Source organism: Peribacillus sp. YIM B13472, assembly GCF_042788005.1.
In the GTDB taxonomy this organism is placed as follows: Bacteria; Bacillota; Bacilli; order Bacillales; family DSM-1321; genus Peribacillus; species Peribacillus simplex_E.
Genome location: NZ_JBHZPG010000002.1, coordinates 66,011 through 89,916, shown reverse-complemented (window position 1 = coordinate 89,916; position 23,906 = coordinate 66,011). Strand labels below are relative to the sequence as shown.

Below are 23,906 nucleotides of genomic sequence, written 5' to 3'. Positions count from 1 at the left end.
ATATTCCCTATGCATCTAAATATCTTTTGTTTGCATGCCCGCTGACCCTTCTATAGACCACTAAAGCAATGGCTACAACTACCAACACAATAGAGATCACTTGTGCGATACGCAGCGATTCCGTCAGCATCAAACTATCCGTCCGCAATCCTTCAATGTAAAAACGGCCGATGGAATACCATAATACATAGGTTAAAAATAGTTCCCCCCTGCGCAAGTTCACCTTCCGTAAACTTAAGAGAATAATGACACCGACGATATTCCAAATCGATTCATACAAAAAGGTTGGGTGATAATACGCACCGTTTATGTACATTTGATTTATGATGAATTCAGGCAAATGCATATTTTCCAGGAATGACCTTGTTATTTCTCCCCCATGCGCTTCCTGATTCATGAAATTACCCCAACGGCCAATCGCCTGCCCCAACAATAAGCTCGGTGCAGCAATATCCGCCAGCTTCCAGAATGAGACTTTCTTGACCTTGGCAAAGACGATCGCAGTCAGCACCGATCCAATCAACGCACCATGTATGGCAATTCCGCCATTCCATATTTTTATGATATCCCCCGGGTTTTGTGAATAGTACTCCCATTGGAAGATCACATAATAAATACGGGCACATATGATCGCGATTGGGACAGCAAACAAAATCATATCCGTAAATATTTCCTTATCAAGACCTCTTCGCTCAGATTCCCTTAAAGCGATAATAAGACCCAATAACACACCGAAACCGATGATCAGTCCATACCAATGTACCTGTATGGGTCCTAGATCTATCGCGATTGGATTCAGCGGCTGTATTCCTTGTTCCATCTTGTCCCCTCTTTTCCTATAACCTTTTAAAATTCATCATGTTCCGGATCTGCAATGGCATGGTTCAAGCGATCTGAAAACTGTTCCGCAGCATTTACTCCCATTCGTTTCAGGCGGTAGTTCATGGCTGCCACTTCAATGATAACAGCTAAATTTCGCCCTGGACGGACAGGTACGGTAATTTTCGTCACTTCCGTATCGATGATTTTCATTTTTTCTTCATCTAGACCAACCCGGTCATACTGCTTGTTTTTTTCCCATAGTTCCAGATTGATGACGATTGAGATCTTTTTATTGCTCCGGACTGCACCAGCTCCAAAAAGAGTCATTACATTAATGATTCCCAACCCTCTTATTTCAAGAAGATGTTCGATTAAATCCGGGGCATTCCCTACTAGCGTATCTTGGTCTTCCTGCCTGATTTCGACGCAGTCATCAGCTACGAGACGATGACCCCGTTTCACCAATTCCAGGGCTGTCTCACTTTTACCGACTCCGCTTTTCCCGGTGATCAACACCCCTAACCCATAGATATCCACCAATACACCATGAACAGCAGTAGTTGGTGCCAATCTGCTTTCAAGGAAATTGGTCAGACGGCTGTATAACCTTGTTGTCTTCATATTAGATCTCATCACAGGAACAGATTCCCGCTCAGAAGCTTCGATCAATTCTATCGGCACTTCCTGACCACGCGTAATGATGATGCCTGGAGTAAAGTCCCTGCACAACTCTTCCATCCTCTGTATTCGCTCCGGTTCATTCAACCGATTAAAAAAGGACATCTCCGTCATACCTAAAAGCTGCACTCGATCCGCGGGATAATAATCAAAAAAACCGGCTATTTCAAGTCCGGGACGAGATAAATCACTCGTAACTATTGGTCGGTTAATTCCTTCTTCCCCACTGATAAGTTCTAGACCGAACGCTTCTACTATATCCTTTGTACGGACTTTTGCCATATATCTTTCCTCCTTTTGGAGCGTTGCTATTTTTCGAGATACTTTTTCTATTTTAGCATTTTTCTGTTAATAACCAAACAAAGCATTATCGATTTATTGTTTTTTTATTCACTGCACCCGATGATGACAGCGGGAAGGCCCCCGTGAACATGAAAGAGATGAGATGAAAATGCATGAATCCTTACACTCGTTTCATCCCAATAAAAGAAAGCCCGCAAGTTTATTTTGGCGGGCTCACTTTGTAGACAAAAGGGATCAGAAAACGTATCTTTCATCAAATGATGTTCCCGAACCAACTCCAAAGCAACACCTTCAACTCCTTAGATATGGTTTCTATCTAATAACAAAGTTGATTGGAGCAGGTGTGCGAGACTCCTGCGGGAAAAGCGCATCTAGGAGAGACCCGCAGGCGGAAAGCGAGTACCAGGAGCGGAAATCAATACCCAAATTGTACAAGCCATAAAAAAATGTAGGCAAACTCGATTTTCACCGAGTTTGCCTATATTCTGAGCCCGCCAGTTATATCAGTGCGCTTTCTTTTTCTTCAGGAAACCGTTATCGCTGCAGTCTTGGTTTCTGCAAAAACATGAAGAACAGGAACCTCTTCCTTAACCGTCTTAAACTTAAGGACCTTCTGAACCACATCACTTTTCTCTTCGATGATGGTCATCCCTTCCAAAGTTACATTAAAGCTTCCTAAATTTGATTTCAACTCTCCTTCTATCGCCTTACCTGGTGGCAGGGTCAGCTGGACTTTTCCAGTGACTGACTTAGCATGGATCGAATCGCAATCCATCCCTGAATTCGTACAGATGATTTCCCCATTGAAAGTTTGGACATCCAATTTCTTGAAGTATCCATCGGCATTAATCGCTCCATTCAGGGTCTCGGCTTCCAAGTCATTAAAGTTGGTATCCGAAATATTGATCATTCCGTTACCTGTTTCAAGCTCACACGAATCACCCGTACCCTGCATGATATGAATGGCACCATTCGCCGTCTTCGCTTTAAGGTTCTCTGATTTCAATGATTCAGTCGTGATAGCGCCATTGAACATCCTTACATGGATATCCTCATATTCCTTCCTTGGAATGTACATGATCGTATCAACCTTTATGGATTTTTCACGAACCTTGAACCTCAATTTTCCATTTTCAATCGTAAAATCGACTTCTTCCAAAAAGTTCTTCCTGGCTTCTTCTATATCTTCCACACGGTATACCTTAGCTTCGCATTCAACCCGGACATCATTATGGTCCCATGCGGCAATTTTTATTTTCCCATTTGCTATATCTACATCAACTTCATTCAGGAAATCATGATCATGCTGGAAAATATGACTGACCTCCACAGATTTCCCGAAATTGAAATCAAGATCCGTTTCTTTGATTTTCTTAAAAGCACTTTCAACGAAATCAATAATCTTTTCTTTCGATGACTGGATATTCTTCTTAAACGTATCCTGAGTGCTTCCCTCGCTTTTCTTATCCACGACTACCGTTGATAATTCATTTTGCAATTTCTGCTCTTTAAATTCACTTTCCTGACTGGCTTTATCTAATTCTTCCAATAAGCCCATGGCTTCTTCCGCTGATAACTTTCCATCCTGGATCATTTCTAAAATTTTCTTTCTTTCCTCCTGCATGAACATTCCTCGCTTTCTTCTATCATTTTATTCATACATACGCCCAGATATCTAAAAAGTTTCATAAATACCGTTTTTCCCATCATTCGACAAAGGGATATGACAATTTTCGAAAAGGAAGATGTATGATTTCCCCGGAAATATCTTGTTTTCCTATTCTTTAATCAAATGATTGATTAAAGGCACACCGTCATTTTTCTACAAAAAAACAAGCCGGATGGCTTGTTCCAGACTGTAGTTAAACTCGAAGAAAAGCCAGTTTGGCCTACAGTTTTTTTAAAAAAATGTTCCAGTTGATTTCAGAAATCCGCTCCCTTTCCGCCGCCTGTCTGCCAAGCATCCTCGACACAAGCATCCAGCGGGTCTTGGTTAGCCAGTTATTCGGCAGGAGTGTCGCAAATTTCTATAAAACAATAAAAAATCATGGAGTCTAACCTGTCTTGTTTTAACCCGTTAATAATTCCTCGATAAAATTGTGAAAGGGATTCGGGATGAGACCGTTCCGAATCCCTTTTTTCACAAACCGAAACAAGCCTGATGGCTTGTTCTTTTAAGCATGTTCATGCTGAGTTTCTTTTTCTTCAATCCAATTTTCCATACGAATTTGATCACGGGTAAGTACAGGTTTTAAGTATTTTCCCGTATACGATTCGGAAACTTCACATATTTTTTCAGGTGTTCCATAAGTGACGATCGTACCGCCCTTATCTCCGCCTTCCGGTCCCAGGTCAATAATATGGTCCGCCGTCTTGATGACATCCAGATTATGCTCGATCACCAAAACTGTATCCCCATTGTCAACCAGCCGCTGCAGAACCTGTAGCAGCCTTGCTATATCGTGGACATGAAGTCCGGTAGTTGGTTCATCCAAGATATAAAAGGAGCGCCCAGTGGAACGGCGATGCAATTCTGAAGCAAGTTTCACCCTTTGCGCTTCACCGCCTGATAAAGTGGTAGCAGGCTGTCCAAGCTTGATATAACCCAAACCAACATCATAAATCGTTTGTAGCTTCCGTTTGATTTTTGGGATATTTTCAAAGAAACTAACGCCTTCCTCAACTGTCATATCGAGGATGTCGGAAATGTTTTTCCCTTTATATTTCACTTCAAGCGTTTCCCTGTTATAACGTTTCCCATGACAGATTTCACATGGAACATAGACATCTGGAAGAAAATGCATTTCAATCTTGATAATGCCATCACCACGGCATGCTTCACAGCGCCCGCCCTTCACATTGAAACTGAACCTTCCTTTTTTATAACCGCGGATCTTCGCTTCATTAGTCGAGGCAAATACGTCACGAACATCATCGAATACACCCGTATAGGTAGCTGGATTCGATCGTGGGGTTCTGCCGATCGGTGATTGATCAATATCAATGACTTTATCTAAATGCTCAATTCCCTTGATCTCACGGAAATCGCCTGGTCTGGCTTTTGCCCGATTCAGCTTTTGAGCCAACGATTTATGGAGGATCTCATTCACTAATGTACTTTTCCCAGATCCAGAGACTCCTGTAACGGCTGTAAAGACCCCAAGTGGGAATTTCACATTAACGTTTTTCAAATTATTTTCCTTGGCACCTTTTATCTCAATGACACGGCCATCATTTTTCCGGCGTTCCAATGGCAATGGGATGAATTTCTTCCCTGCTAAATATTGGCCCGTTAAGGATTTAGGATTATTCATGACCTCTTCCGGAGTACCAGCGGCCACTATTTCTCCTCCATGCGCTCCTGCTCCAGGACCAACATCGATCAAATAATCCGCAGCAATCATCGTATCTTCATCATGCTCGACAACAATCAGGGTGTTCCCGATTTCGCGCATATTCTTCAATGTTTCGATCAATCGATCGTTATCCCTCTGATGCAGCCCTATTGAAGGTTCATCCAAAATATAGAGTACTCCCGTCAATCGGGAACCGATCTGCGTAGCCAATCGTATACGCTGCGCCTCACCGCCTGATAATGTTCCCGCTGCCCTGCTCAACGTCAAATATTCCAAACCTACATTAGCCAGGAAACCGAGCCGCTCACGAATTTCACGTAAAATCAATCTCGCAATTGCAGCTTCCTTTTCAGTCAAATCAAGCTCATCGAAAAACACTAACGCATCTTCTACTGATAAAGCTGTCGTTTCACTTATATGGACCCCTTGAATGAGCACGGAAAGACTCTCTTTTTTTAATCGATGACCCTTACAGGTCGGACAGTGATGTTCTGACATATACTTCTGCATTTGCTCACGAATATAGTCTGAACTCGTCTCCTTGAAGCGCCTTTCGATGTTTCTTAAAACTCCTTCAAAAGGAATATATCCTTCTTGCACTCTTCCAAAATCATTTTTATAACGGAAATATATCTTATCTTTACCAGAACCAAGCAAGACCTTATCCATCTTCTCTTCCGGTAAATCTTTAACGGGCACATCCATATCTATCCCATAATGGTTGGCTACCGCTTCAAGGAGCTGCGGATAATATTGAGAACTCGTCGGCTCCCATGGCGCAATCGCATGTTGACGGAGGCTTAATTCGTTATTCGGGATGACCAGATCACGGTCCACCTCAAGCCTCGCCCCCAAGCCATCACAATCCGGGCAGGCCCCAAACGGGCTATTGAAGGAGAACATTCTCGGCTCTAACTCTTCAATCGAAAATCCGCAGTATGGACAAGCATGATGTTCACTGAACAGAAGCTCTTCCTCACCCATGACGTCAATGATGACTTTGCCTTCGCCAAGCCGCAAAGCACTTTCCAATGAATCTGCAAGCCGCGCCATGATACCCTCTTTAATGACGATCCGGTCTATGATGACTTCAATTGAATGCTTTTTATTTTTTTCGAGAGTGATCTCCTCGCTGAGATCATGCATTTCCCCGTTCACACGAATGCGGACATATCCTTGTTTCTTGACTTCCTCCAAAACTTTTGCATGTGTTCCTTTTCTGCCTGAGACAAGCGGTGCCAATACCTGAAGCTTGGTTCGCTCAGGGTAATCAAGAATGCGGTCCACCATTTGCTCAATCGTCTGTGAGGTGATTTCAATATTATGGATCGGACAGGTCGGCCTGCCGACCCGTGCAAATAACAGCCTTAAATAATCATAGATCTCCGTAACAGTCCCTACGGTTGAACGAGGGTTTCGACTGGTCGTTTTCTGGTCTATGGAAATGGCTGGTGACAACCCTTCGATCGCATCGACATCCGGTTTATCCACTTGCCCTAAGAATTGACGAGCATAAGCGGACAGTGATTCTACATAACGTCTTTGCCCTTCTGCATAAATCGTATCAAAAGCCAAGGAAGACTTTCCAGATCCGGATAATCCGGTCAGCACAACAAGTTTGTCTCTCGGTATCGTGATATCAATATTCTTTAAATTGTTGGCCCTGGCGCCTTTTATCACAATTTTATCCATTGCCATGTTTCGTCACCCTTCCGCTTTCAACTCTAGTAATAAATCACGCAGCTCGGCAGCTCGCTCGAAATCCAGTGCCTTTGCCGCTTCCTTCATTTCTTTTTCCATGCTCTCCATCACTTTTAAACGCTCTTTTTTAGGGAGCTTCGCGAGGCTTGGTGCAAGGTCTTCTTTATACTCTTCGCCTTCTTCGGCTACATGAGTCGCCCTTATGGAGTCTCGGATATCCTTTTGAATGGTTTGTGGCATTATTCCATGCTCTTTATTATAATTTTCCTGGATTTCACGGCGCCGCCTCGTTTCACTGATGGCAAGTTCCATCGAATTCGTGATGCGGTCCGCATACATGATGACGTGGCCGTTGGCATTACGGGCTGCACGGCCCATCGTTTGAATAAGCGAGCGTTCCGAGCGAAGGAACCCTTCCTTATCGGCATCCAGAATGGTCACCAATGACACTTCCGGTATATCCAGGCCTTCCCTTAAAAGATTGATTCCAACGAGTACATCATATTTGCCCATTCGAAGTTCCCGGATGATTTCTATCCTTTCCAAGGTCTTCACTTCCGAATGAAGATATTGGACCTTGATGCCGATTTCCTTTAAATAATCAGTTAAATCTTCAGACATCTTTTTCGTCAAGGTCGTAATGAGCACACGCTCGTTCTTTTTGACGCGCTCCTGTATTTCACCGATCAAGTCATCTATTTGCCCTTCAATTGGCCGCACTTCTACTGTCGGATCCAGCAATCCGGTAGGACGGATGATCTGCTGAACCATTTCTGGCGTATGTTCGAGTTCATATGGTCCCGGAGTTGCCGAAACGAATATGGATTGATGTACCTTTTTTTCAAATTCTTCAAATCTTAGCGGGCGGTTATCTTTTGCAGACGGCAGACGGAAGCCATGATCGACGAGCACTTGCTTCCGCGCTTGATCTCCATTGAACATTCCGCGGATTTGCGAAAGGGTTACGTGTGATTCATCCACGACCAATAAGAAGTCCTCTGGAAAGTAATCCATTAAAGTATATGGTGTCGCACCTGAGGGACGAAGGGTTAAATGGCGGGAATAGTTCTCGATCCCTGAACAAAAGCCCATTTCCCGCATCATTTCCAAATCATAACGGGTCCGCTGCTCCAAGCGCTGCGCTTCAAGGAGTTTTTCATCTTCCCTTAATTCCTTCAAACGCTCTTCCAGTTCCGTTTCGATATTTTGAATGGCTATCCGCATTTTCTCTTCGCGGGTTACGAAGTGGGAAGCCGGGAAAATGGCGATATGTTCTCGTTCACCAGTAATTTCACCAGTCAGGGCATCGACTTCACGGATGCGGTCAATCTCATCCCCGAAAAACTCGACCCGTACGCAATGTTCATCACGTGAAGCCGGGAAAATTTCGACCACGTCGCCGCGAACGCGGAAGGTCCCCCTTTGGAAAGCAATATCATTCCTCTCATATTGAATATCAACGAGTCTGTGCAGCAAGGCATTCCGGTCTATTTCCATGCCTGTTCGGAGGGAAACAATCATCTCCCGGTACTCTTCAGGGGAACCGAGTCCATATATGCACGAAACGCTGGCAATGATGATGACATCTTTCCTTTCGAACAAAGATGAGGTTGCCGAGTGACGCAGTTTATCGATTTCATCATTGATGCTTGCATCTTTTTCGATGAATGTATCCGTGGATGGAACATAAGCCTCTGGCTGGTAGTAATCATAATAGCTAACGAAGTATTCAACGGCATTATTAGGGAAGAACTCTTTGAACTCACTGTAAAGCTGCCCTGCCAACGTTTTATTGTGGGCAATGACAAGAGTCGGTTTGTTGATTCTTTGAATCACATTGGAAACGGTGAACGTTTTACCTGTCCCCGTTGCCCCCAACAACGTCTGCATTTCCTTGCCTTCCTTAATCCCTTCGACCAGCATTTCAATCGCTGCCGGTTGATCTCCTTGAGGAGAGTATTTTGAGACTAACTCAAACTTATCCTTCACCAAGCATAGCCTCCTATTGAAATATTTTTATATGAAAACGGGGACATGCCTATATCCCTTCTATTTATTCCGGTTTAATAAAGCATATATACACATTCTACCACAATAGCCTTAAAACAAACCAGCAATAAGCGAACATCCATTCTATTTTTGCTTTATGGACTTCATGATTTGTTGAGGGGAATGACATGTTTGAGTACAAAAAAAGCACCTTTGGTGTCAGGCGCTCTTGGATGTACGTTTCATCATTCTTTTTGATAACCAAAATCCCACTGTCAGGGATAAGGCATCGACGATGATCAATAAGTTCGTATGCGTATAACCTTTATATGCGGAAGCTGTAATCAAGGCAACAGTTAAAACAAGGCCCACGACATTGTTATAGGTGACTCTTGAAAATAGCATGACAAGTAGACAAGGAAGGAAAAGGGCAGAAAGAATTTTAATCATTTTTTCATCTCCTTTATAAGAGAAAAATAGAGTAGTTTCAGTTTAAATGATTATCAAGTTTTTTGCCAATCAATTTCCTACTTGATTTTCAAGGCATCATTAGAAGAACATTCAACACATCCTCCAATTATGCCCATAAAAAAAAGAGGCAAACCCCTTTAAAGGGAAGTTTGCTTCTTTTCAGCCCAATCAATATGGATCCGCTTCATGTCCTTTTCTAGCGGCATCCTCAGTGTTATCCGTCCCGCCCAGAGGTTTTGAAGAATCCGTATGTTCAGAAGCCGCGGCCAGTCCCTCTTTCAATCTGCGGCCATACTCTTCATCGGCCTCTTCGGCAAGAGCTATCATTTTTACTTGAATGCGCTTGTCGGCAGGAGCCAATGCCGCCACTAAATTGGAAATTAAATCGTCTTTTTCCCAATCCTCGAATTCACGGAATGTTTCACCAGCCTGTTTCGTATTGTTTTGGCGATCGATTGTCTCACGAACAAGTTTCCCTTCCACCATAGGTGTATACTCCTTGCCCGTCTGCTTGGCTTCTTTCAAGCCGCCGACAGTTGATGGTTCGTAGTTGATGTGGGGGCTTTGGCTGCCTCTGCCAACTTCATATTGCATCTGTCCGCCAGTCTGATTCGTGGCTGTTGGTTTCTTTGGAGCATTAATCGGCAATTGCAGATAATTCGCACCAACACGGTGACGCTGTGTATCGGAATAAGAGAATGTACGTCCCTGTAACATCTTGTCATCAGAAAAGTCCAATCCATCCACTAGGACACCGGTGCCGAATGCAGCTTGTTCGACTTCAGTGAAATAGTCTTCAGGGTTTTTATTCAATACCATCGTACCGACATGCAGCCATGGGAACTCATCTTTCGGCCAGATTTTCGTATCATCCAGCGGATCAAAATCCAACTCAGGATGATCATCATCACTCATGATCTGTACGTTGAGATCCCATTCAGGATAGTCCCCGCGTTCGATCGCTTCATATAGATCCTGTGTGGCATGATTGAAATTCGTAGCTTGAATTTCATTTGCCTCTTGCTGTGTCAGGTTCTTGATCCCTTGTTTCGGTTCCCAGTGATACTTGACAAGCACCGCTTTCCCTTCCTCATTCACCCATTTATAAGTATTGACCCCTGACCCTTGCATCATGCGGTAGTTAGCTGGAATGCCCCATGGGGAAAACACAAAGGTAATCATATGGAATGTTTCAGGTGAACTCGAGCAAAAATCGAAAATCCTCCTGCCGTCCTGAATATTCGTGACCGGATCGGGTTTGAAGGCATGAATCAAATCCGGGAATTTCATGGCATCACGGATAAAGAAAATTTTCAGGTTATTGCCTACAAGATCCCAGTTTCCATCCTCCGTATAAAATTTAACGGCAAATCCCCTGGGATCACGTAACGTTTCCGGGGACGTCCCTCCATGAATAACAGATGAAAATCTCACGAATACCGGGGTTTTTTTACCTTCTTCCTGAAAAACCTTCGCTCTCGTATACTTTGAAATAGGCTCGTCTCCCGCTTTACCGGTCGGAACGAAATAACCATGTGCACCTGCACCACGGGCGTGCACCACCCGTTCAGGGATACGCTCCCTATCGAAGTGGCTGATCTTTTCCAGAAAATCATAGTTCTCAAGTGTACTAGGACCTCTGTTTCCTACAGTTCTAAGACTCTGGTTATTCGTTACCGGGTGCCCTTGCCTGTTCGTTAATGTTTCTTTCGATTCATCATTTGTTTTTTTGGATTTATCAGACAAAATATCCCTCCTATGTTAATGAAAGCCACAATACTATACTTTCCCCTATTCCCTATATTTCACTCTTCAATCTTCAAATTCACTTGAAATTAGTTAAATTTCCCCCTATATCGCTGATCATATATTTATGCCATTAACAACTCGTGTAAATCATATAATGATAAGAAAGCTTTGAAGCATTTAGTAGAAACATGGAGGAAGCATACCCATTTTTGTATATGAGAACAGCGCCCCATTATAATGAACTAAGGATAAAAAATTCAAAAAGCGGGGTGCCTTCATTGGACGAATCAATATTAGGAAGACTTGGCAGGATGATGACCGGAAAAACCAGTCGTTGGGTTGTCATTGCTGTATGGATAACTGCAGCAATCGCATTAACCTTCACATTGCCTGCCGTAAATGATCGAACAGCAAATAATGCCGCAGACTTGCCTGAAGACTCACCTTCTGTCGTGGCTGATGAACTTATTAAAGAAGAGTTTCCAAAATCCTCTGGATTACCTGCCCTCCTTACATGGCATCGGGAAAGTGGACTGACAAAGGCCGACTTGGCTGAAATCCAGTACCTTTCCAAAGAACTGACAGATAACCCATTGACACAGCAATCTTTTTTACCGCCGCTTCATGAAATTCCGTTGCCTGCTCTTCAAGGATCGGTTTCAGAAGATGGAACGACTTTCGTACAGCCGCTTTTCTTTAAAGAAAAGACCGAGACTGAAATTCTCGAAAAAAATCTTGAAAGCATTAATGAGCAAGTATCGGAACGCATTGGATCGGATCCATTCAAGGTCCCGACCGATTCAGATGAATTATCCCTTCGAGTGACAGGCCCTGTAGGGATATCAGTCGATGCAACGGGTTTATTTTCAGGTGCTGATTTCAAATTGCTTTTAGCGACAGTAATACTTGTACTTGTCGTATTATTACTCATTTACCGCTCTCCGCTTTTAGCCATAATTCCTTTAATCGGAGTAGGCTTCGCATATATTGTCACAAGCCCGATCCTTGGCTTCATGGCAGATCATGGTTGGATTACAGTCGATTCACAGGCCATTTCAATCATGACCGTATTATTATTCGGTGCCGGAACGGATTATTGCCTATTTTTAATTTCTCACTACAGAAGTGAATTAAGGAATCATGAAAGCAAACGGAAAGCCATGATTGCCGCATTTAAAGATTCATCAGGCGCCATTGCGATGAGCGGGCTAACGATCGTCATCTCCCTGCTAACATTGCTTGTAGCCAAATACGGAGCCTACCACCGTTTCGCTGTACCATTCAGCTTGTCGATTTTAATCATGATGCTGGCAGCTTTGACACTTGTACCGGCATTGCTTTCTGTATTCGGAAGGGCTTCCTTCTTCCCAATCGTCCCGCGTACACCTGAAATGGAAGAAGCACGGGCCAAGAAAAAGGGAAAAGCAGCCAAAAAGCATAAATACGGCCGCATTGGTAAATGGATTGGTCATATCGTCACGACTAAGCCATGGACTGTCATTCTTACATGCCTGATCATCTTCAGTGTTTTGGCTGGATATTCTTCACAAATAAAATATTCATATGATATTCTCTCTTCCTTCCCTGAAGATATGAACTCCCGTGAAGGCTATTCTGTCATTTCCGACTCGTACTCACCGGGAGAACTGGCACCAGCCACAGTGGTTATCGATACGGATGGTGAAGATATCGATTTAGCGCCGGCATTAGAGAGGATGAATATTGTTGAAAATGTTGCCGATCCAGTCATAAGTAAATCCAATAAAGATCTGCAATCCTATGAGATCACGTTCAACTTGAACCCATATGCTATCGAGGCCATTGATTCCATTCCGGAAATCCGCAAAATGGCGGAGAGAGAATTGAAGGCCGCCAATATATCTTCCGTTGATGAAAAGGTTTGGGTTGGCGGGCAGACTGCGACTCAATTCGATAAAAGGGATACCGTCAAATCCGATGAATTCATGATCATCCCGATCATCATCGTCCTGATTTTCCTACTCCTTTTAGCCTACTTGCGATCTGTGACAGCCATGGTGTATTTAATGGGGACAGTCATTCTCTCATTCTTTGCAGCTATGGGGTTAGGTTGGATTATCCTGCATTATTTCATGGGTGTCGATGCGATAGAGGGGACAATTCCACTTTATTCTTTCGTATTCCTGGTCGCACTTGGAGAGGATTATAACATTTTCATGGTTTCAAGCATTTGGCGTAAGAAAGAAACGATGCCAATCAAGCAGGCCATCAGAAAGGGCGTTGCCGAAACTAGCGGTGTCATCACCTCCGCCGGAATAATCTTGGCAGCCACTTTTTCCGTTCTAGCCACACTTCCGATTCAAGTATTGGTCCAATTCGGGCTCATTACCGCTCTTGGTGTGTTAATGGACACATTCATTGTGCGCCCGTTCCTTGTTCCTGCAATCACCGCCCTACTTGGCCGCCGTGCTTTTTGGCCGAGTAAAGTGACCAATCAAGAAGAGAAAGAACATGCCAATTAATATAGATAGTCTTCATGAGAAAAAACCCTGTGCCCCATAATTTCACAGGGTTTGAGTTTGTTGACAAAAGGGGTTTTACCTAAAATTTCAAAACAAAGTTGATTGGAACGGAAGGTGCGAGACTCCTGCGGGAAAAGCGCGCCGAGGAGGCTCCCGGACCGCCCGCGGAAAGCGAGTGCCTGGAGTGGAAATCGACGTTCGAGGTTTTATAAACCTTCATAAAAACTGAGACAAACTTGATTTCATCGAGTTCGTCTACAGTCTGAAACCCTGTGCCCCATAAATGCACAGGGTTTTTCATGTTTTCAAAATTAAGGAAAACTTTCAGTTGACACTATTGCTTTCACCTCTTATAATTACATTAAGTTAAGATATCTCAAATTAAAGATATATAATTTCAAGATTACTAATCAGGAGGAATAAACATGACAAATACAAAATGGACAGTCGATCCGACTCACAGTGCTATTGAATTTTCCGTAAAACATATGATGATCGCTAAAGTAAAAGGAAGTTTTAATAAGTTCGAAGCAAACATTCTAGCAAACCCATTGGATCTAACAGCTGCAGAAATCGACTTTACCGTTGATGTGGCCAGTATTGACACACGCAATGCAGACCGGGATAATCACTTGCGTTCCGCTGACTTCTTTGATGTAGAAAACAATCCTACTTTAACATTCAAATCAACAAAAATCGTGAAAACGGATGAAGATGAATACGATGTAACCGGAAATGTGACTCTTAATGGAATCACACAAGAAGAAACTTTCAACATCACCTTCGAAGGCCAAGGGAAAGATCCATGGGGAAATGAAAAAGCAGGATTTAGCGGAAAAGGGAAAGTCAAACGCAGTGATTATGGTCTAACCTATAACGCGGCATTAGAAACAGGCGGCGTACTGATCGGCGATCAAATCACGCTTACCATCGAAATCGAAGCAGCTAAAGAAGCTTAATGAAATAAAGAAGCAGCCATCCCTAGGATGGCTGCTTCTTTCTGCATGCATTTAACCCGATTTAAGAATTCCTCGTTTTATAAAGTAAATAAATGAAGTATGGTGCCCCGATACTCGCTGTGAAGACACCAGCCGGTATTTCCAAAGGTGAGAACAGGGTCCGTCCAATCAAATCCGCTACCATAACCAGGATGCCACCAAGCAAAGCTGAAGTGGGCAATAACACTCCAAAACTCGAACCAACCAGCCTTCTGGCCATGTGGGGTGCCATTAATCCCACAAATCCTATTCCGCCGGCAAAAGCTGTGGAACCACCAATCAAGGCCGTACTGATCATCAATAATGCAAACCGCTGTTTTTGGACGTGTCCCCCAAGCCCCGTTGCAAGGTCATCGCCTAGCTCCTGTAAATTAATATTTCTGGCATACAGGAAGGCAATTAATAGGAATAGCATCGTCCATGGTGCCAGTACAGCGATATTATTCCAGGTGGAGTTAGACACTGACCCCGTGATCCAAAGGTTTGCCTGGCTCGCTTGAAAAACCGGGCCAAGAATCATCATCATCGTTGTGAGTGCCTTCATTAAAGCCATCACCCCAATCCCGATCAACACAAGCCTTATCGGGGGAACTCCATTTTTCCAGGCTAAGGAATAAACAAGTAAGGCCACGACTGTCGCCCCAATGAATGCAGCTAACGGCAGCCAATTGATGCTCACTGTTAAAGAATGATTCTTATCGCTAAAAATGGCCAAGAATCCAACGACCGCTACAGTCGCTCCTCCTGTTATCCCCAAGATATCAGGCGAAGCAAGTGGATTTCGAATCATCCCTTGAAGGATTCCTCCAGCTACTGCAAGGCCCATCCCTACCAACAGGGCAACAATTATTCTAGGAAGGCGGAAAGATTGGATAACAAGCCGATCGCTCTCCGTCCCCCCTCCGATAAAGACCTGGAGGACACTTAGCGGATTTATATTCATTTCACCCACTCCAGTACTGATCACAAACACTAGCGAAGTGACTAAAAATAATATGAAAATCACGATCATAGCTTTTTTATCCATCAAGAATGATATTTTTTCATTAAACAAACGAAAGCTTTTATATGACTTCATCGACCGCTGAACCCCTTTCTGGCTATATAAATAAAGAATGGGGTCCCGATTATGGCTGTCATGACTCCAACCGGAATTTCTCGAGGCATCAGGATATACCTGGAGATGACATCGGCTGCAATCAAAAGCACCGCCCCGAAAAGTCCAGAGAAGGGAATCAACCAGCGATGATCGATGCCTACTATAGAACGGGTAAGATGCGGAACGACGATTCCTATAAAGCCAATCGGACCAGCAACCGCCACTGATCCGCCAGCGAGCAGGATGATTGCCAGCCCCAGAACCAGTTTAAGGAAAACTATATTCAGTCCAAGGCCTTTTGCAACATCTTCACCCATTGATAACACATTCATTTTACCGGACATGATCAAGGCAAGGCCCCAACCTACGACAAGATAAGGCAGGACGGCAACTAAATTGTCTAGACTTCTGCCGGAAACGGATCCGGCAAGCCAGAATAGGACTTGCTCTAAAAGAGCCTCATTAGAAACAAGAAGACCTTGTGTAAGTGAAGCTACCATGGCCGTCATGGCTGCACCAGCCAATGTCAGCTTCATCGGTGTCAAGCCGCCGCGTCCCATGCTTCCAATCATATATATGCTTATCGCGGCTATGGCCGCCCCTATGAATGAGAGCCATGTGAATACTTGAAGGTTGCTTATCCCAAAAACAGTGACCCCAGTGACAACCGCCAATCCCGCTCCGGCGTTGACCCCGAATATATCTGGAGAGGCCAGGGGGTTTTTAGTTAGCGTTTGCATCAAAACCCCGGAGATGGCTAAACTTGCACCAATTGCCGAAGCGATCAGGGCACGCGGAAGTCTGACTGATTGAATGACAATGTGTTCATTCGTCCCATTGAAATGTGTAAAAGCATCGATGGCCATTTTCCAGGTTGTATCTGTATAACCGTATACAATGCTTGAGCACAGTAAAAACAGCAGCAAAAGAATGGTAATGAACAGCCCCATCCATTTCTGCCATGTATATTTTAATAACATATCAGTTACCTTTCCAATCACGTTTGTATAGTAATATTTTACTGGTGGTAACAGGATTATGTCAATGAATTTGAGAATCATTTTCATTTATATATTGACAGAAAAGTATATTCATTTTATGATGATGCTGTTAAGTGCGAATGATTATCATTTGCTGAAAAATTGGGAGGGGTACATAGATGTTTAAAGTTAAGTCATTATTAACGATTTTTACAATATTTGCAGTCTTTCTTCTAGCAGCTTGCGGGAATTCGGATGATAAAGCCGATGGAAATAAAGCTGAAGACAAGAAAGAGGATAAAAGCTACACAATTGAGCATGCCATGGGCACTACCGAGTTGAAAGAAACGCCTAAAAGAGTGGTCGTTCTAACAAATGAAGGCACTGAGGCATTGCTTGCTTTAGGAATTAAACCTGTTGGTGCCGTTCAATCATGGCTTGGTGACCCTTGGTACGACCATATTAAAGATGATATGGATGGGGTCGAAGTTGTTGGTGTTGAACATGAAGTTAACTTAGAAAAAATCGCATCACTGAAGCCTGACTTGATTATCGGAAGCAAGATACGCCAAGAAGCTGTTTATGATAAATTAAATGCGATCGCCCCTACCGTTTTCTCGGAAACGCTAAGAGGAGATTGGAAAGAAAACTTTAAACTTTATGCAAAAGCCTTGAACCTTGAAGAAAAAGGTAACGATGTAATTGCAGAATTCGATAAACACACAGAAGATCTTAAAGCTAAATTGGGTGATAAAGTAAATCAAGAAGTTTCCATTGTTCGTTTCATGGCTGGAACTACTCGTATTTATTACACAGATTCATTCTCTGGAGTGATTTTCGATCAATTAGGATTTAAACGTGCAGAACAACAGAAGGAACTTTTCACTGCAGATAATAAATTAGGTAACCTTGCCATTGAGGTTGGGAAAGAAGTCATCCCTAAAATGGACGGAGATATTCTTTTCTACTTCACTTACGCTCCTGAAGGGGACAAACAAGCCCTAAGCACAGCAAAAGAATGGACTAATGATCCACTTTGGAAAAACCTTGATGCAGTCAAAAATGGAAATGCCCATGAGGTTAGCGACGCAATATGGAATACAGCTGGCGGAGTAATTGCAGCTAATAAAATGCTGGACGATATAGAAAAGATCATGCTTGAAAAGTAATATAGAATAAAAGGCCTTTCTCGATATAATTCGAGAAAGGCCTTTTATTTTATATGAATGTGTCATTAACCCACTTGTCCGCTTTCCTTTAATTGATCGTCTACGAACAAGATGCCCAATTCGTAATGCTCCCCGTCAAAAAGAGCTCTTTGCACAAAACGAATCTGTTCATTATTATCGATGACCTCAAGCTTACAATGTGCCCGGTTTATTTGTAGCGCCCTGTATAACTCTTCTTCTTCCCTGACGACGACCCCATTTATTTTCGAAATGACCTCGCCTTTTTGCAACCCCATTTTATCTGCCGGAGATTGAGGGATAACGCCTAAGATCTGGACACCCAGCTTACTTTTCGAAAAATAAAAAGGAAGCTTTTGATCCATTGCCTTTTGGGTATAGTGCAGGAATTCACGACCAAGGATTGCTAAAACAGCCGTTATGATTGCCAATGGAGGGTACCAGTAACCAACTGCCGCTAACAGCGTAATCACAATTCCCAATGCCCCTACCTTTTTGCCTTGCGCCCTAATGGCCAGTTCCGGAAGCGTCCCATGAACTTTTTGCTTAAAGCCGATTAAAATGGGCAGTACGATCGGCGATAGGGACATGTCCCCGATTGAAAAAACCGGATACCATTCGAAAGGCACTGGAAGCTGTCCTCCAGGAATCAAAACGAACATGGGAATTAGCCAGATTCGCTGTGAAACATACACACCTATCGGCTGCCCCCTCTTGGATACCTCCAACTGAGGAGAGACCTTTTCACTTCCTTTGCCAGCAATCAAAAACCCTTCAGCAATCAGTAATAACCCTATCAAAATAACAAGTGTCGGATATACGGACCGATCCAGCTGATTAAAGGCATCCTGAAATAAAGTCAGCTGGATTTCACTATCATATAAAAAGAAAAGGATAAAGAAGGTGAGTCCCACTGTATAAACGGGGGAAACAAACCTCTTTTTCATGGATAGCATGGACAAAACCGTAACCACTGCCATGATGAACAGAGCCGCCAAAGGAATGGCCAGTCCAGTAGCCAGCGTGAGGAAGGAAAGGATCAATCCCCATATCAAACCTTGAGGTAACATGGAACGCAGCTCCATGGAAAAACTGTAAATCTTCGTATTGAAATCATGGCGTTCCCGTTTAACGCGAAGATAGCCGATGAATAAACAATAGGCAATCGAAACATAAAGCAAAGGATGAAGGAAGAGTTTTCCTAATCCCATTAAGCATGCAGTCAGCCAATCCGTTGTCAATTTCTTTCCACCATCCTCAAAAGTAATCAAAATTTTGTCAAATTTCGTTCTGGTCAGTTATCTCCTATTCTATCAAAAATGTAACCTTCATGCCTATTAAGATGCAGAAAAAGTAGCTTTATCTTAAGTTTCCCCTATACTGCCTTCATGTTCGCAGGCGGGTCTCGATCAAATGCAAAAGAGGCACCGCTCCAAGGGGAACGGTGCCATCAATTTATTTCACTAAATAATTCAAAGCCGTGCGTAACTGTATATCATTATCTTCATCCTGGATCTTATCCAGAATGGCGGATTCCAGATGTGCTGCGGTTTTAGCGTCCAGTTTACCAGTCACATCAAGGCCAAATTGTTTTTGGAATGCTTTTACTGCGATTTCTGTACTCCAGTCATAATATCCATCCTCACGACCCGGTTCAAATCCAAGTCCTTTCAGAATGCTTTGGGCATATTGGATTTGTTCATCATTCATATCCCGCTGCAACACCTTCTCAACGGACAGCTGATGTGCATCAAAATACTCCGGTTGTTCCACTTTGATTGTCGGTTTGATCCCTTTTTTATGGATCCAGTTCCCTGAAGGCGTCAGCCACTTATATAACGTAAGTTTAATCTTACTGCCATCACCCATTGGTACAGCTTGCTGTACTGTACCTTTCCCGAAGGTCTTCTCACCGACCAATGGATAGCCTCCCGCCTCTTGCATCGCGCCAGCCAGGATTTCCGAGGCTGAGGCGCTGCCTTTATCCGTCAAGACGGCAATGGGATAACTTTTCGCTTTCTTAAGACTTGTAAAAAACGATTGTGTTTCTCCCGTTCTTTCCGCAATTTGCAAATAGGGTTTGTCTTTCGTGATAAACTCGCCAAGAATCGTTTCCACACTGGAAAGAAGGCCGCCTGGATTGCCGCGTACATCTATGACCAAGCCCTTGATTCCCTGCTTTTCCAGCTCCTTCAACTGCTTTTTGAAATCAGTCGCAGTATTTTCCGAGAATGTGGTCAACTCGATATAACCGATTTGCTCTCCGGCGACTTCCTTAATTGATGAAAATACGGTATCCAACGGGATTTCGGCACGCACCATATTGAATTCAAGAGGATTATCCACCCCGGACCGCTTTATTTCCATTTTGACGGGTGATCCTTTTTCGCCACGGATTTTCAGGCGTGTCTCATACAGATCCAAACCTTCTACACTCTCACCATTCACCTTAAGGATTTGATCTTTCGGCTTTAATCCTGCTTTTTCAGCTGGCGAATCTTTGTAAGGAGAAACAATGATGACCTTACCATCTTCCATTCCGATTTCAGTCCCAATCCCTTCAAAAGAGGAGTCCAAGGTTTCATTAAATTGCTTAGCGGTCTCCTTGTCCATATATACGGAATAAGGATCTTTCAACGCTGACAGCATGCCTTGGATGGCACCCTCGACCAGGCTGGAACCGTCCACCTGTTCTACATACTGACTTACGATCAAACCGTAAGCTTGTTCAACTTTTGCCCATTCCTTATCCTTTGATATTACTTGGCTTTCATCCTTTGCTTCATTCTTGACCGGAAGGCTTGTCCAATATATGCCCCCCACTGCTCCAATGGCTAGTGACATGATGATTGCTAGAGGAAGTACCCATTTTTTGACCATATTTATCCCCATTTCTGACCTGATATGTATTTCACTATATGAAGGGAATGGAAAGAATATGCTTATAGAAAATGGACACCATACAAAAAAAACAGACAAGGAATTTATCCCTGTCTGTTTTTCCAATGTATTGGGTATTAAATATTTATATAGTTTAATGGATTAACAGCATTTGACTTGCTATAATTCCATGGGCCTTTATGTAGCTCAAAGTGTAAATGCTGACCAAAGGAATGTCCTGTGTTACCCATGATGCCAACTTGTTGACCTTTGGCAACTACAGCACCTTCGCCTACTTGTCTAGAACTTAAGTGTGCATACACAGTAGTCCATTGCTGACCGCTAATTGAATGTGTAACAAAGACGACGTTACCGTATGTACTTGAGAAGTAAGAACGGCTTACGACTCCGTCGGCTGCCGCTACAACTGGAACCGTTCCGCTAGCAGCTATATCGATGCCGGCATGCTGTTTATTCCAACGTTCACCCATTGTTGAAGATACATATCCTGCACTTGGTCTAGTGAAAGTACCAGATGATACAGCTGGCGCTTGACTTACATTAGACGCAGAAGGTGAAGGTGATGATGATGTTGAACTGTTGCTTTTTGCACTATATCCTGAAGAAGTGGATTGTTTTTTTGATTCGGATGCTTGTGATGCTGCTTGTGCTGCAGCTTGCGCAGCTTCTTGCTCTGCACGTTTTTTCGCTTCGGCTGCCGCTTTTTTACGAGCTGCTTCCAATTCGGCAAGACGTTGATGCTCTAAGCTGATGGCTGATTTGATCGCTTTTTCTTGAGCCGCAAGATTCGCTTTTTCTTCCTCTAGACCCATCTTCTCATGTTCATGCTTTTCAGTTTGTTGCTTTAATTTCTTAACCAAGGCATCCTTTTCTTGCTTCTGCTGTTTTTGTTGCTTTTGAATTTCCAATAGTTCAGCTTTTGCCACTTCTAAACTGGCAAGCTTCGTTTCAACGGCTTTTTGCTTTTCTTCCAGTTCTTTTTTATCCAGCTCATGCTGCCTTAAAATATCGCGGTCGGCTTCAGCGATTGTCGCTACAGCTCCGACACGGTCAACTAAATCCCCAAAACTGGATGATCCGAATAATACTTCAAGGTAGTTCACGTCCCCGCCAGTCTCCTGGAAAGAAAGGGCCCTTTCCTTCAATACTTCATTACGTTTGGCGATCCGCTCTTTAATTACTTTAATCTCTTCTTTCAATGCCTCGATTTCTTTTTTCGTTTGAGTAATTTCAGCATTTTTAGCATCGATCTTTTTTGCGGACTCGTCAATTTTCGCTTCAATGGCAGCGATTTGATCTTCTGCTGTCATTTGCTTATCCTGCAGGTTATCGATTTTCTTTTCCGTTTCAGAAATATTCGATTCAACACCCGAACGTTTTTCCAGGATGGATTCTTTCTGTTTTTCTAAATCCGAAATCGACTCAGCATAAACCGAAGGTGCCGCTAGAATGCTTCCCAACCCGATCATGATGGAGGCATTCATGGCAATGATATTTTTTTTCAACGTTTCATTTCCCCTTTCAACCCGTTACATACATGCTTTGTAACGTCTCTCTATGTCTGGCTTCTTTTGGCTTTCGAGTAAAGATATACTTTTATACTTTCAAGAACTTCCTGACGGACATCAAGCTGCCCCATATCCCGATAACGGCACCAATTACGATGAGGATGGCCGAAACTTGATAAATAAACGGGTTTGCAGGCAGGAAATCTATGAATTTGAACGTAATCTGCGGTGCTGCATATTTATATAGATTGTAGTAGAGTACTGCAATCAGACCTATCGGAATGATGGAACCGAGGATTCCCAACCAGAGGCCCTCTAAGAAGAATGGCCAACGGATGAACGTATTCGTCGCCCCTACCAACCTCATGATCTCAATTTCTTTTCTTCTGGCTACAATGGTAATTTTAATCGTATTCGAAATCAGGAACATTGCAGTAAATAGTAAGCCTACAATAAGAACGATTCCTATGTTTCTAGCAATATTAACAAAGCTGAATAGTTTCTCGACGTAGCCTTGTCCATATTTAACACTTTGGATATACTCCATACCTTCGATCTTTTTTGCCACCTTGATGACATCTTGCGGGGATTTCGTTTTGATGATATAAACGTCCCTTAATGGGTTATCTTGTTCAAATGGTTTAAAAGCATCACCATTATCTCCTAAATCATCTATTAAATTAGTAAGCTCTTCATCTTTTGGAGAGAAAATCACTGATTCAATGCCGTTCATCTCCGTTATTTGCTTACCGATAGCTTTTATATCGTCATCATTCGCCGCATTATCAATATGTGCCCGAACTTCGACATCTTTCTCCACATTTCCCGCGATATGATTTAAATTCATCATGAGCACTAAAAAGACGCCAACCAATGTTAGAGTGACCGTTACTGCACTGACTGAAGCAAACGTCATCCATCCATTACGGCCAATATTTTTAAAACTTTCACGGAAGTGACGGAGCAATGTTCTAAATTTCATATCCGTAATCACCTCGATGTTCATCGCGTACTATTTTTCCACTTTCAATGGCAATGACACGTCGTTTAATATTGTTGACGATGTCCCTATTATGAGTGGCCATGACAAGCGTAGTTCCGCGTTTATTAATTTCTTCAAATATGTTCATAATTTCCCATGATGTTTCAGGATCAAGATTACCTGTAGGCTCGTCGGCTATGACTACCTTAGGGTCATTGACGATCGAACGGGCTATTGCAACCCTTTGCTGCTCCCCACCGGATAACTCTGAAGGAAGCATCCTCGCTTTATGTTTAATGCCAACCAGATCGAGAACTTCCATGACTCTCTTTTTGATTTCTTCTGGTTCCTTTTCAATAACTTCCATGGCAAAAGCAACATTTTCATATGCAGTGAATGTTTGAAGGAGTTTAAAATCTTGGAATACCATACCGATATTACGGCGGAATAGAGGAACTTTCGAATTACGGATACTTGGCAGGCTAAGGCCATTGACCAAGATATTACCGCTTGTAGGCTTTTCTTCCCTATACATCATTTTGATGAAGGTCGATTTTCCGGCACCGCTCGGACCCACTACATAAACGAACTCGCCTGCCTTTATTTTCACATTGATTCCATTAATGGCAATTACGCCATTTGGATATGTCTTTTTCACATCTATCATTTCTATCATTCTAA

17 protein-coding genes are annotated in these 23,906 nt (G+C 43.1%); 3 read left to right on the top strand and 14 right to left on the bottom strand.

The window, feature by feature from the left end:
- Positions 1-7 precede the first annotated feature (7 nt).
- The 7 genes from lgt to ACFX4I_RS02075 all read right to left on the bottom strand — a co-directional run bounded on the left by lgt (position 8) and on the right by ACFX4I_RS02075 (position 11,066).
- The gene (gene lgt / locus ACFX4I_RS02105) at positions 8-820 is read right to left on the bottom strand and encodes a prolipoprotein diacylglyceryl transferase (protein ID WP_283932366.1); all 813 of its coding nucleotides are present in this window, start codon (positions 818-820) and stop codon (positions 8-10) included.
- 26 nt (positions 821-846) lie between these two features.
- On the bottom strand, positions 847-1,782 hold the full coding sequence (gene hprK, locus ACFX4I_RS02100; RefSeq protein ID WP_076368260.1) for an HPr(Ser) kinase/phosphatase: 936 nt from the start codon (positions 1,780-1,782) through the stop codon (positions 847-849).
- A gap of 544 nt (positions 1,783-2,326) precedes the next feature.
- Complete coding sequence (locus ACFX4I_RS02095; RefSeq protein ID WP_377418842.1) at positions 2,327-3,427, bottom strand: DUF4097 family beta strand repeat-containing protein; 1,101 nt, start codon at positions 3,425-3,427, stop codon at positions 2,327-2,329.
- 550 nt (positions 3,428-3,977) lie between these two features.
- Complete coding sequence (gene uvrA / locus ACFX4I_RS02090) at positions 3,978-6,857, bottom strand: excinuclease ABC subunit UvrA (RefSeq protein ID WP_230303278.1); 2,880 nt, start codon at positions 6,855-6,857, stop codon at positions 3,978-3,980.
- Between the two features lie 6 nt (positions 6,858-6,863).
- A complete protein-coding gene (gene uvrB, locus ACFX4I_RS02085) occupies positions 6,864-8,849 on the bottom strand; it encodes an excinuclease ABC subunit UvrB (RefSeq protein ID WP_377418839.1) in 1,986 nt (661 codons plus the stop codon).
- A 219-nt stretch (positions 8,850-9,068) separates the two neighbouring features.
- Complete coding sequence (locus tag ACFX4I_RS02080; protein ID WP_034309928.1) at positions 9,069-9,299, bottom strand: CsbA family protein; 231 nt, start codon at positions 9,297-9,299, stop codon at positions 9,069-9,071.
- A 189-nt stretch (positions 9,300-9,488) separates the two neighbouring features.
- Complete coding sequence (locus ACFX4I_RS02075) at positions 9,489-11,066, bottom strand: catalase (protein ID WP_377418836.1); 1,578 nt, start codon at positions 11,064-11,066, stop codon at positions 9,489-9,491.
- A gap of 281 nt (positions 11,067-11,347) precedes the next feature.
- On the opposite strand from ACFX4I_RS02075, the gene ACFX4I_RS02070 reads away from it, so the two are divergent.
- Complete coding sequence (locus ACFX4I_RS02070; RefSeq protein ID WP_377418833.1) at positions 11,348-13,570, top strand: MMPL family transporter; 2,223 nt, start codon at positions 11,348-11,350, stop codon at positions 13,568-13,570.
- Positions 13,571-13,995: 425 nt separating this feature from the next.
- On the top strand, positions 13,996-14,529 hold the full coding sequence (locus ACFX4I_RS02065) for a YceI family protein (protein WP_377418830.1): 534 nt from the start codon (positions 13,996-13,998) through the stop codon (positions 14,527-14,529).
- Positions 14,530-14,590: 61 nt separating this feature from the next.
- Here ACFX4I_RS02065 and ACFX4I_RS02060 read toward each other — a convergent pair whose 3' ends face one another.
- Positions 14,591-15,646: a FecCD family ABC transporter permease gene (locus tag ACFX4I_RS02060; protein ID WP_230303281.1), complete on the bottom strand. Its 1,056-nt coding sequence runs from the start codon at positions 15,644-15,646 to the stop codon at positions 14,591-14,593.
- Positions 15,643-16,647 (bottom strand): FecCD family ABC transporter permease, encoded by a 1,005-nt coding sequence (locus ACFX4I_RS02055; protein WP_283932371.1) that lies wholly within the window; start codon positions 16,645-16,647, stop codon positions 15,643-15,645. Before ACFX4I_RS02055 ends, ACFX4I_RS02060 begins: the two co-directional genes overlap by 4 nt.
- Before the next feature lie 179 nt (positions 16,648-16,826).
- On the opposite strand from ACFX4I_RS02055, the gene ACFX4I_RS02050 reads away from it, so the two are divergent.
- Positions 16,827-17,816 carry an ABC transporter substrate-binding protein gene (locus ACFX4I_RS02050; RefSeq protein WP_230303283.1) on the top strand — a complete coding sequence of 330 codons (990 nt, stop codon included), beginning with the start codon at positions 16,827-16,829 and terminating at the stop codon, positions 17,814-17,816.
- A 65-nt stretch (positions 17,817-17,881) separates the two neighbouring features.
- On the opposite strand, the gene ACFX4I_RS02045 is transcribed toward ACFX4I_RS02050, so the two are convergent.
- The 5 genes from ACFX4I_RS02045 to ftsE form a co-directional block, all read right to left on the bottom strand.
- On the bottom strand, positions 17,882-19,075 hold the full coding sequence (locus ACFX4I_RS02045) for a PDZ domain-containing protein (RefSeq protein ID WP_377418825.1): 1,194 nt from the start codon (positions 19,073-19,075) through the stop codon (positions 17,882-17,884).
- Positions 19,076-19,289: 214 nt separating this feature from the next.
- Positions 19,290-20,714 (bottom strand): S41 family peptidase, encoded by a 1,425-nt coding sequence (locus ACFX4I_RS02040; protein WP_377418822.1) that lies wholly within the window; start codon positions 20,712-20,714, stop codon positions 19,290-19,292.
- Between the two features lie 137 nt (positions 20,715-20,851).
- Entirely contained in the window at positions 20,852-22,240 is a 1,389-nt protein-coding gene (locus tag ACFX4I_RS02035; RefSeq protein ID WP_377418819.1) for a murein hydrolase activator EnvC family protein, read from the bottom strand.
- Between the two features lie 91 nt (positions 22,241-22,331).
- Positions 22,332-23,225, bottom strand: coding sequence for a permease-like cell division protein FtsX (gene ftsX, locus ACFX4I_RS02030; RefSeq protein ID WP_377418816.1), 894 nt, complete (start codon positions 23,223-23,225; stop codon positions 22,332-22,334).
- Positions 23,215-23,901 (bottom strand): cell division ATP-binding protein FtsE, encoded by a 687-nt coding sequence (gene ftsE / locus ACFX4I_RS02025; protein WP_076368273.1) that lies wholly within the window; start codon positions 23,899-23,901, stop codon positions 23,215-23,217. The genes ftsX and ftsE overlap by 11 nt, the downstream gene beginning before the upstream one ends.
- Positions 23,902-23,906 lie beyond the last annotated feature (5 nt).

What these genes read in the sequence shown, in the direction of transcription:
- lgt (WP_283932366.1), bottom strand. Translation starts at nt 820, where the DNA reads ATGGAACAAGGAATACAGCCGCTGAATCCAATCGCGATAGATCTAGGA.
- hprK (WP_076368260.1), bottom strand. Translation starts at nt 1,782, where the DNA reads ATGGCAAAAGTCCGTACAAAGGATATAGTAGAAGCGTTCGGTCTAGAA.
- ACFX4I_RS02095 (WP_377418842.1), bottom strand. Translation starts at nt 3,427, where the DNA reads ATGCAGGAGGAAAGAAAGAAAATTTTAGAAATGATCCAGGATGGAAAG.
- uvrA (WP_230303278.1), bottom strand. Translation starts at nt 6,857, where the DNA reads ATGGCAATGGATAAAATTGTGATAAAAGGCGCCAGGGCCAACAATTTA.
- ACFX4I_RS02080 (WP_034309928.1), bottom strand. Translation starts at nt 9,299, where the DNA reads ATGATTAAAATTCTTTCTGCCCTTTTCCTTCCTTGTCTACTTGTCATG.
- ACFX4I_RS02065 (WP_377418830.1), top strand. Translation starts at nt 13,996, where the DNA reads ATGACAAATACAAAATGGACAGTCGATCCGACTCACAGTGCTATTGAA.
- ACFX4I_RS02060 (WP_230303281.1), bottom strand. Translation starts at nt 15,646, where the DNA reads ATGAAGTCATATAAAAGCTTTCGTTTGTTTAATGAAAAAATATCATTC.
- ACFX4I_RS02055 (WP_283932371.1), bottom strand. Translation starts at nt 16,647, where the DNA reads ATGTTATTAAAATATACATGGCAGAAATGGATGGGGCTGTTCATTACC.
- ACFX4I_RS02050 (WP_230303283.1), top strand. Translation starts at nt 16,827, where the DNA reads ATGTTTAAAGTTAAGTCATTATTAACGATTTTTACAATATTTGCAGTC.
- ACFX4I_RS02040 (WP_377418822.1), bottom strand. Translation starts at nt 20,714, where the DNA reads ATGGTCAAAAAATGGGTACTTCCTCTAGCAATCATCATGTCACTAGCC.
- ftsX (WP_377418816.1), bottom strand. Translation starts at nt 23,225, where the DNA reads ATGAAATTTAGAACATTGCTCCGTCACTTCCGTGAAAGTTTTAAAAAT.
- ftsE (WP_076368273.1), bottom strand. Translation starts at nt 23,901, where the DNA reads ATGATAGAAATGATAGATGTGAAAAAGACATATCCAAATGGCGTAATT.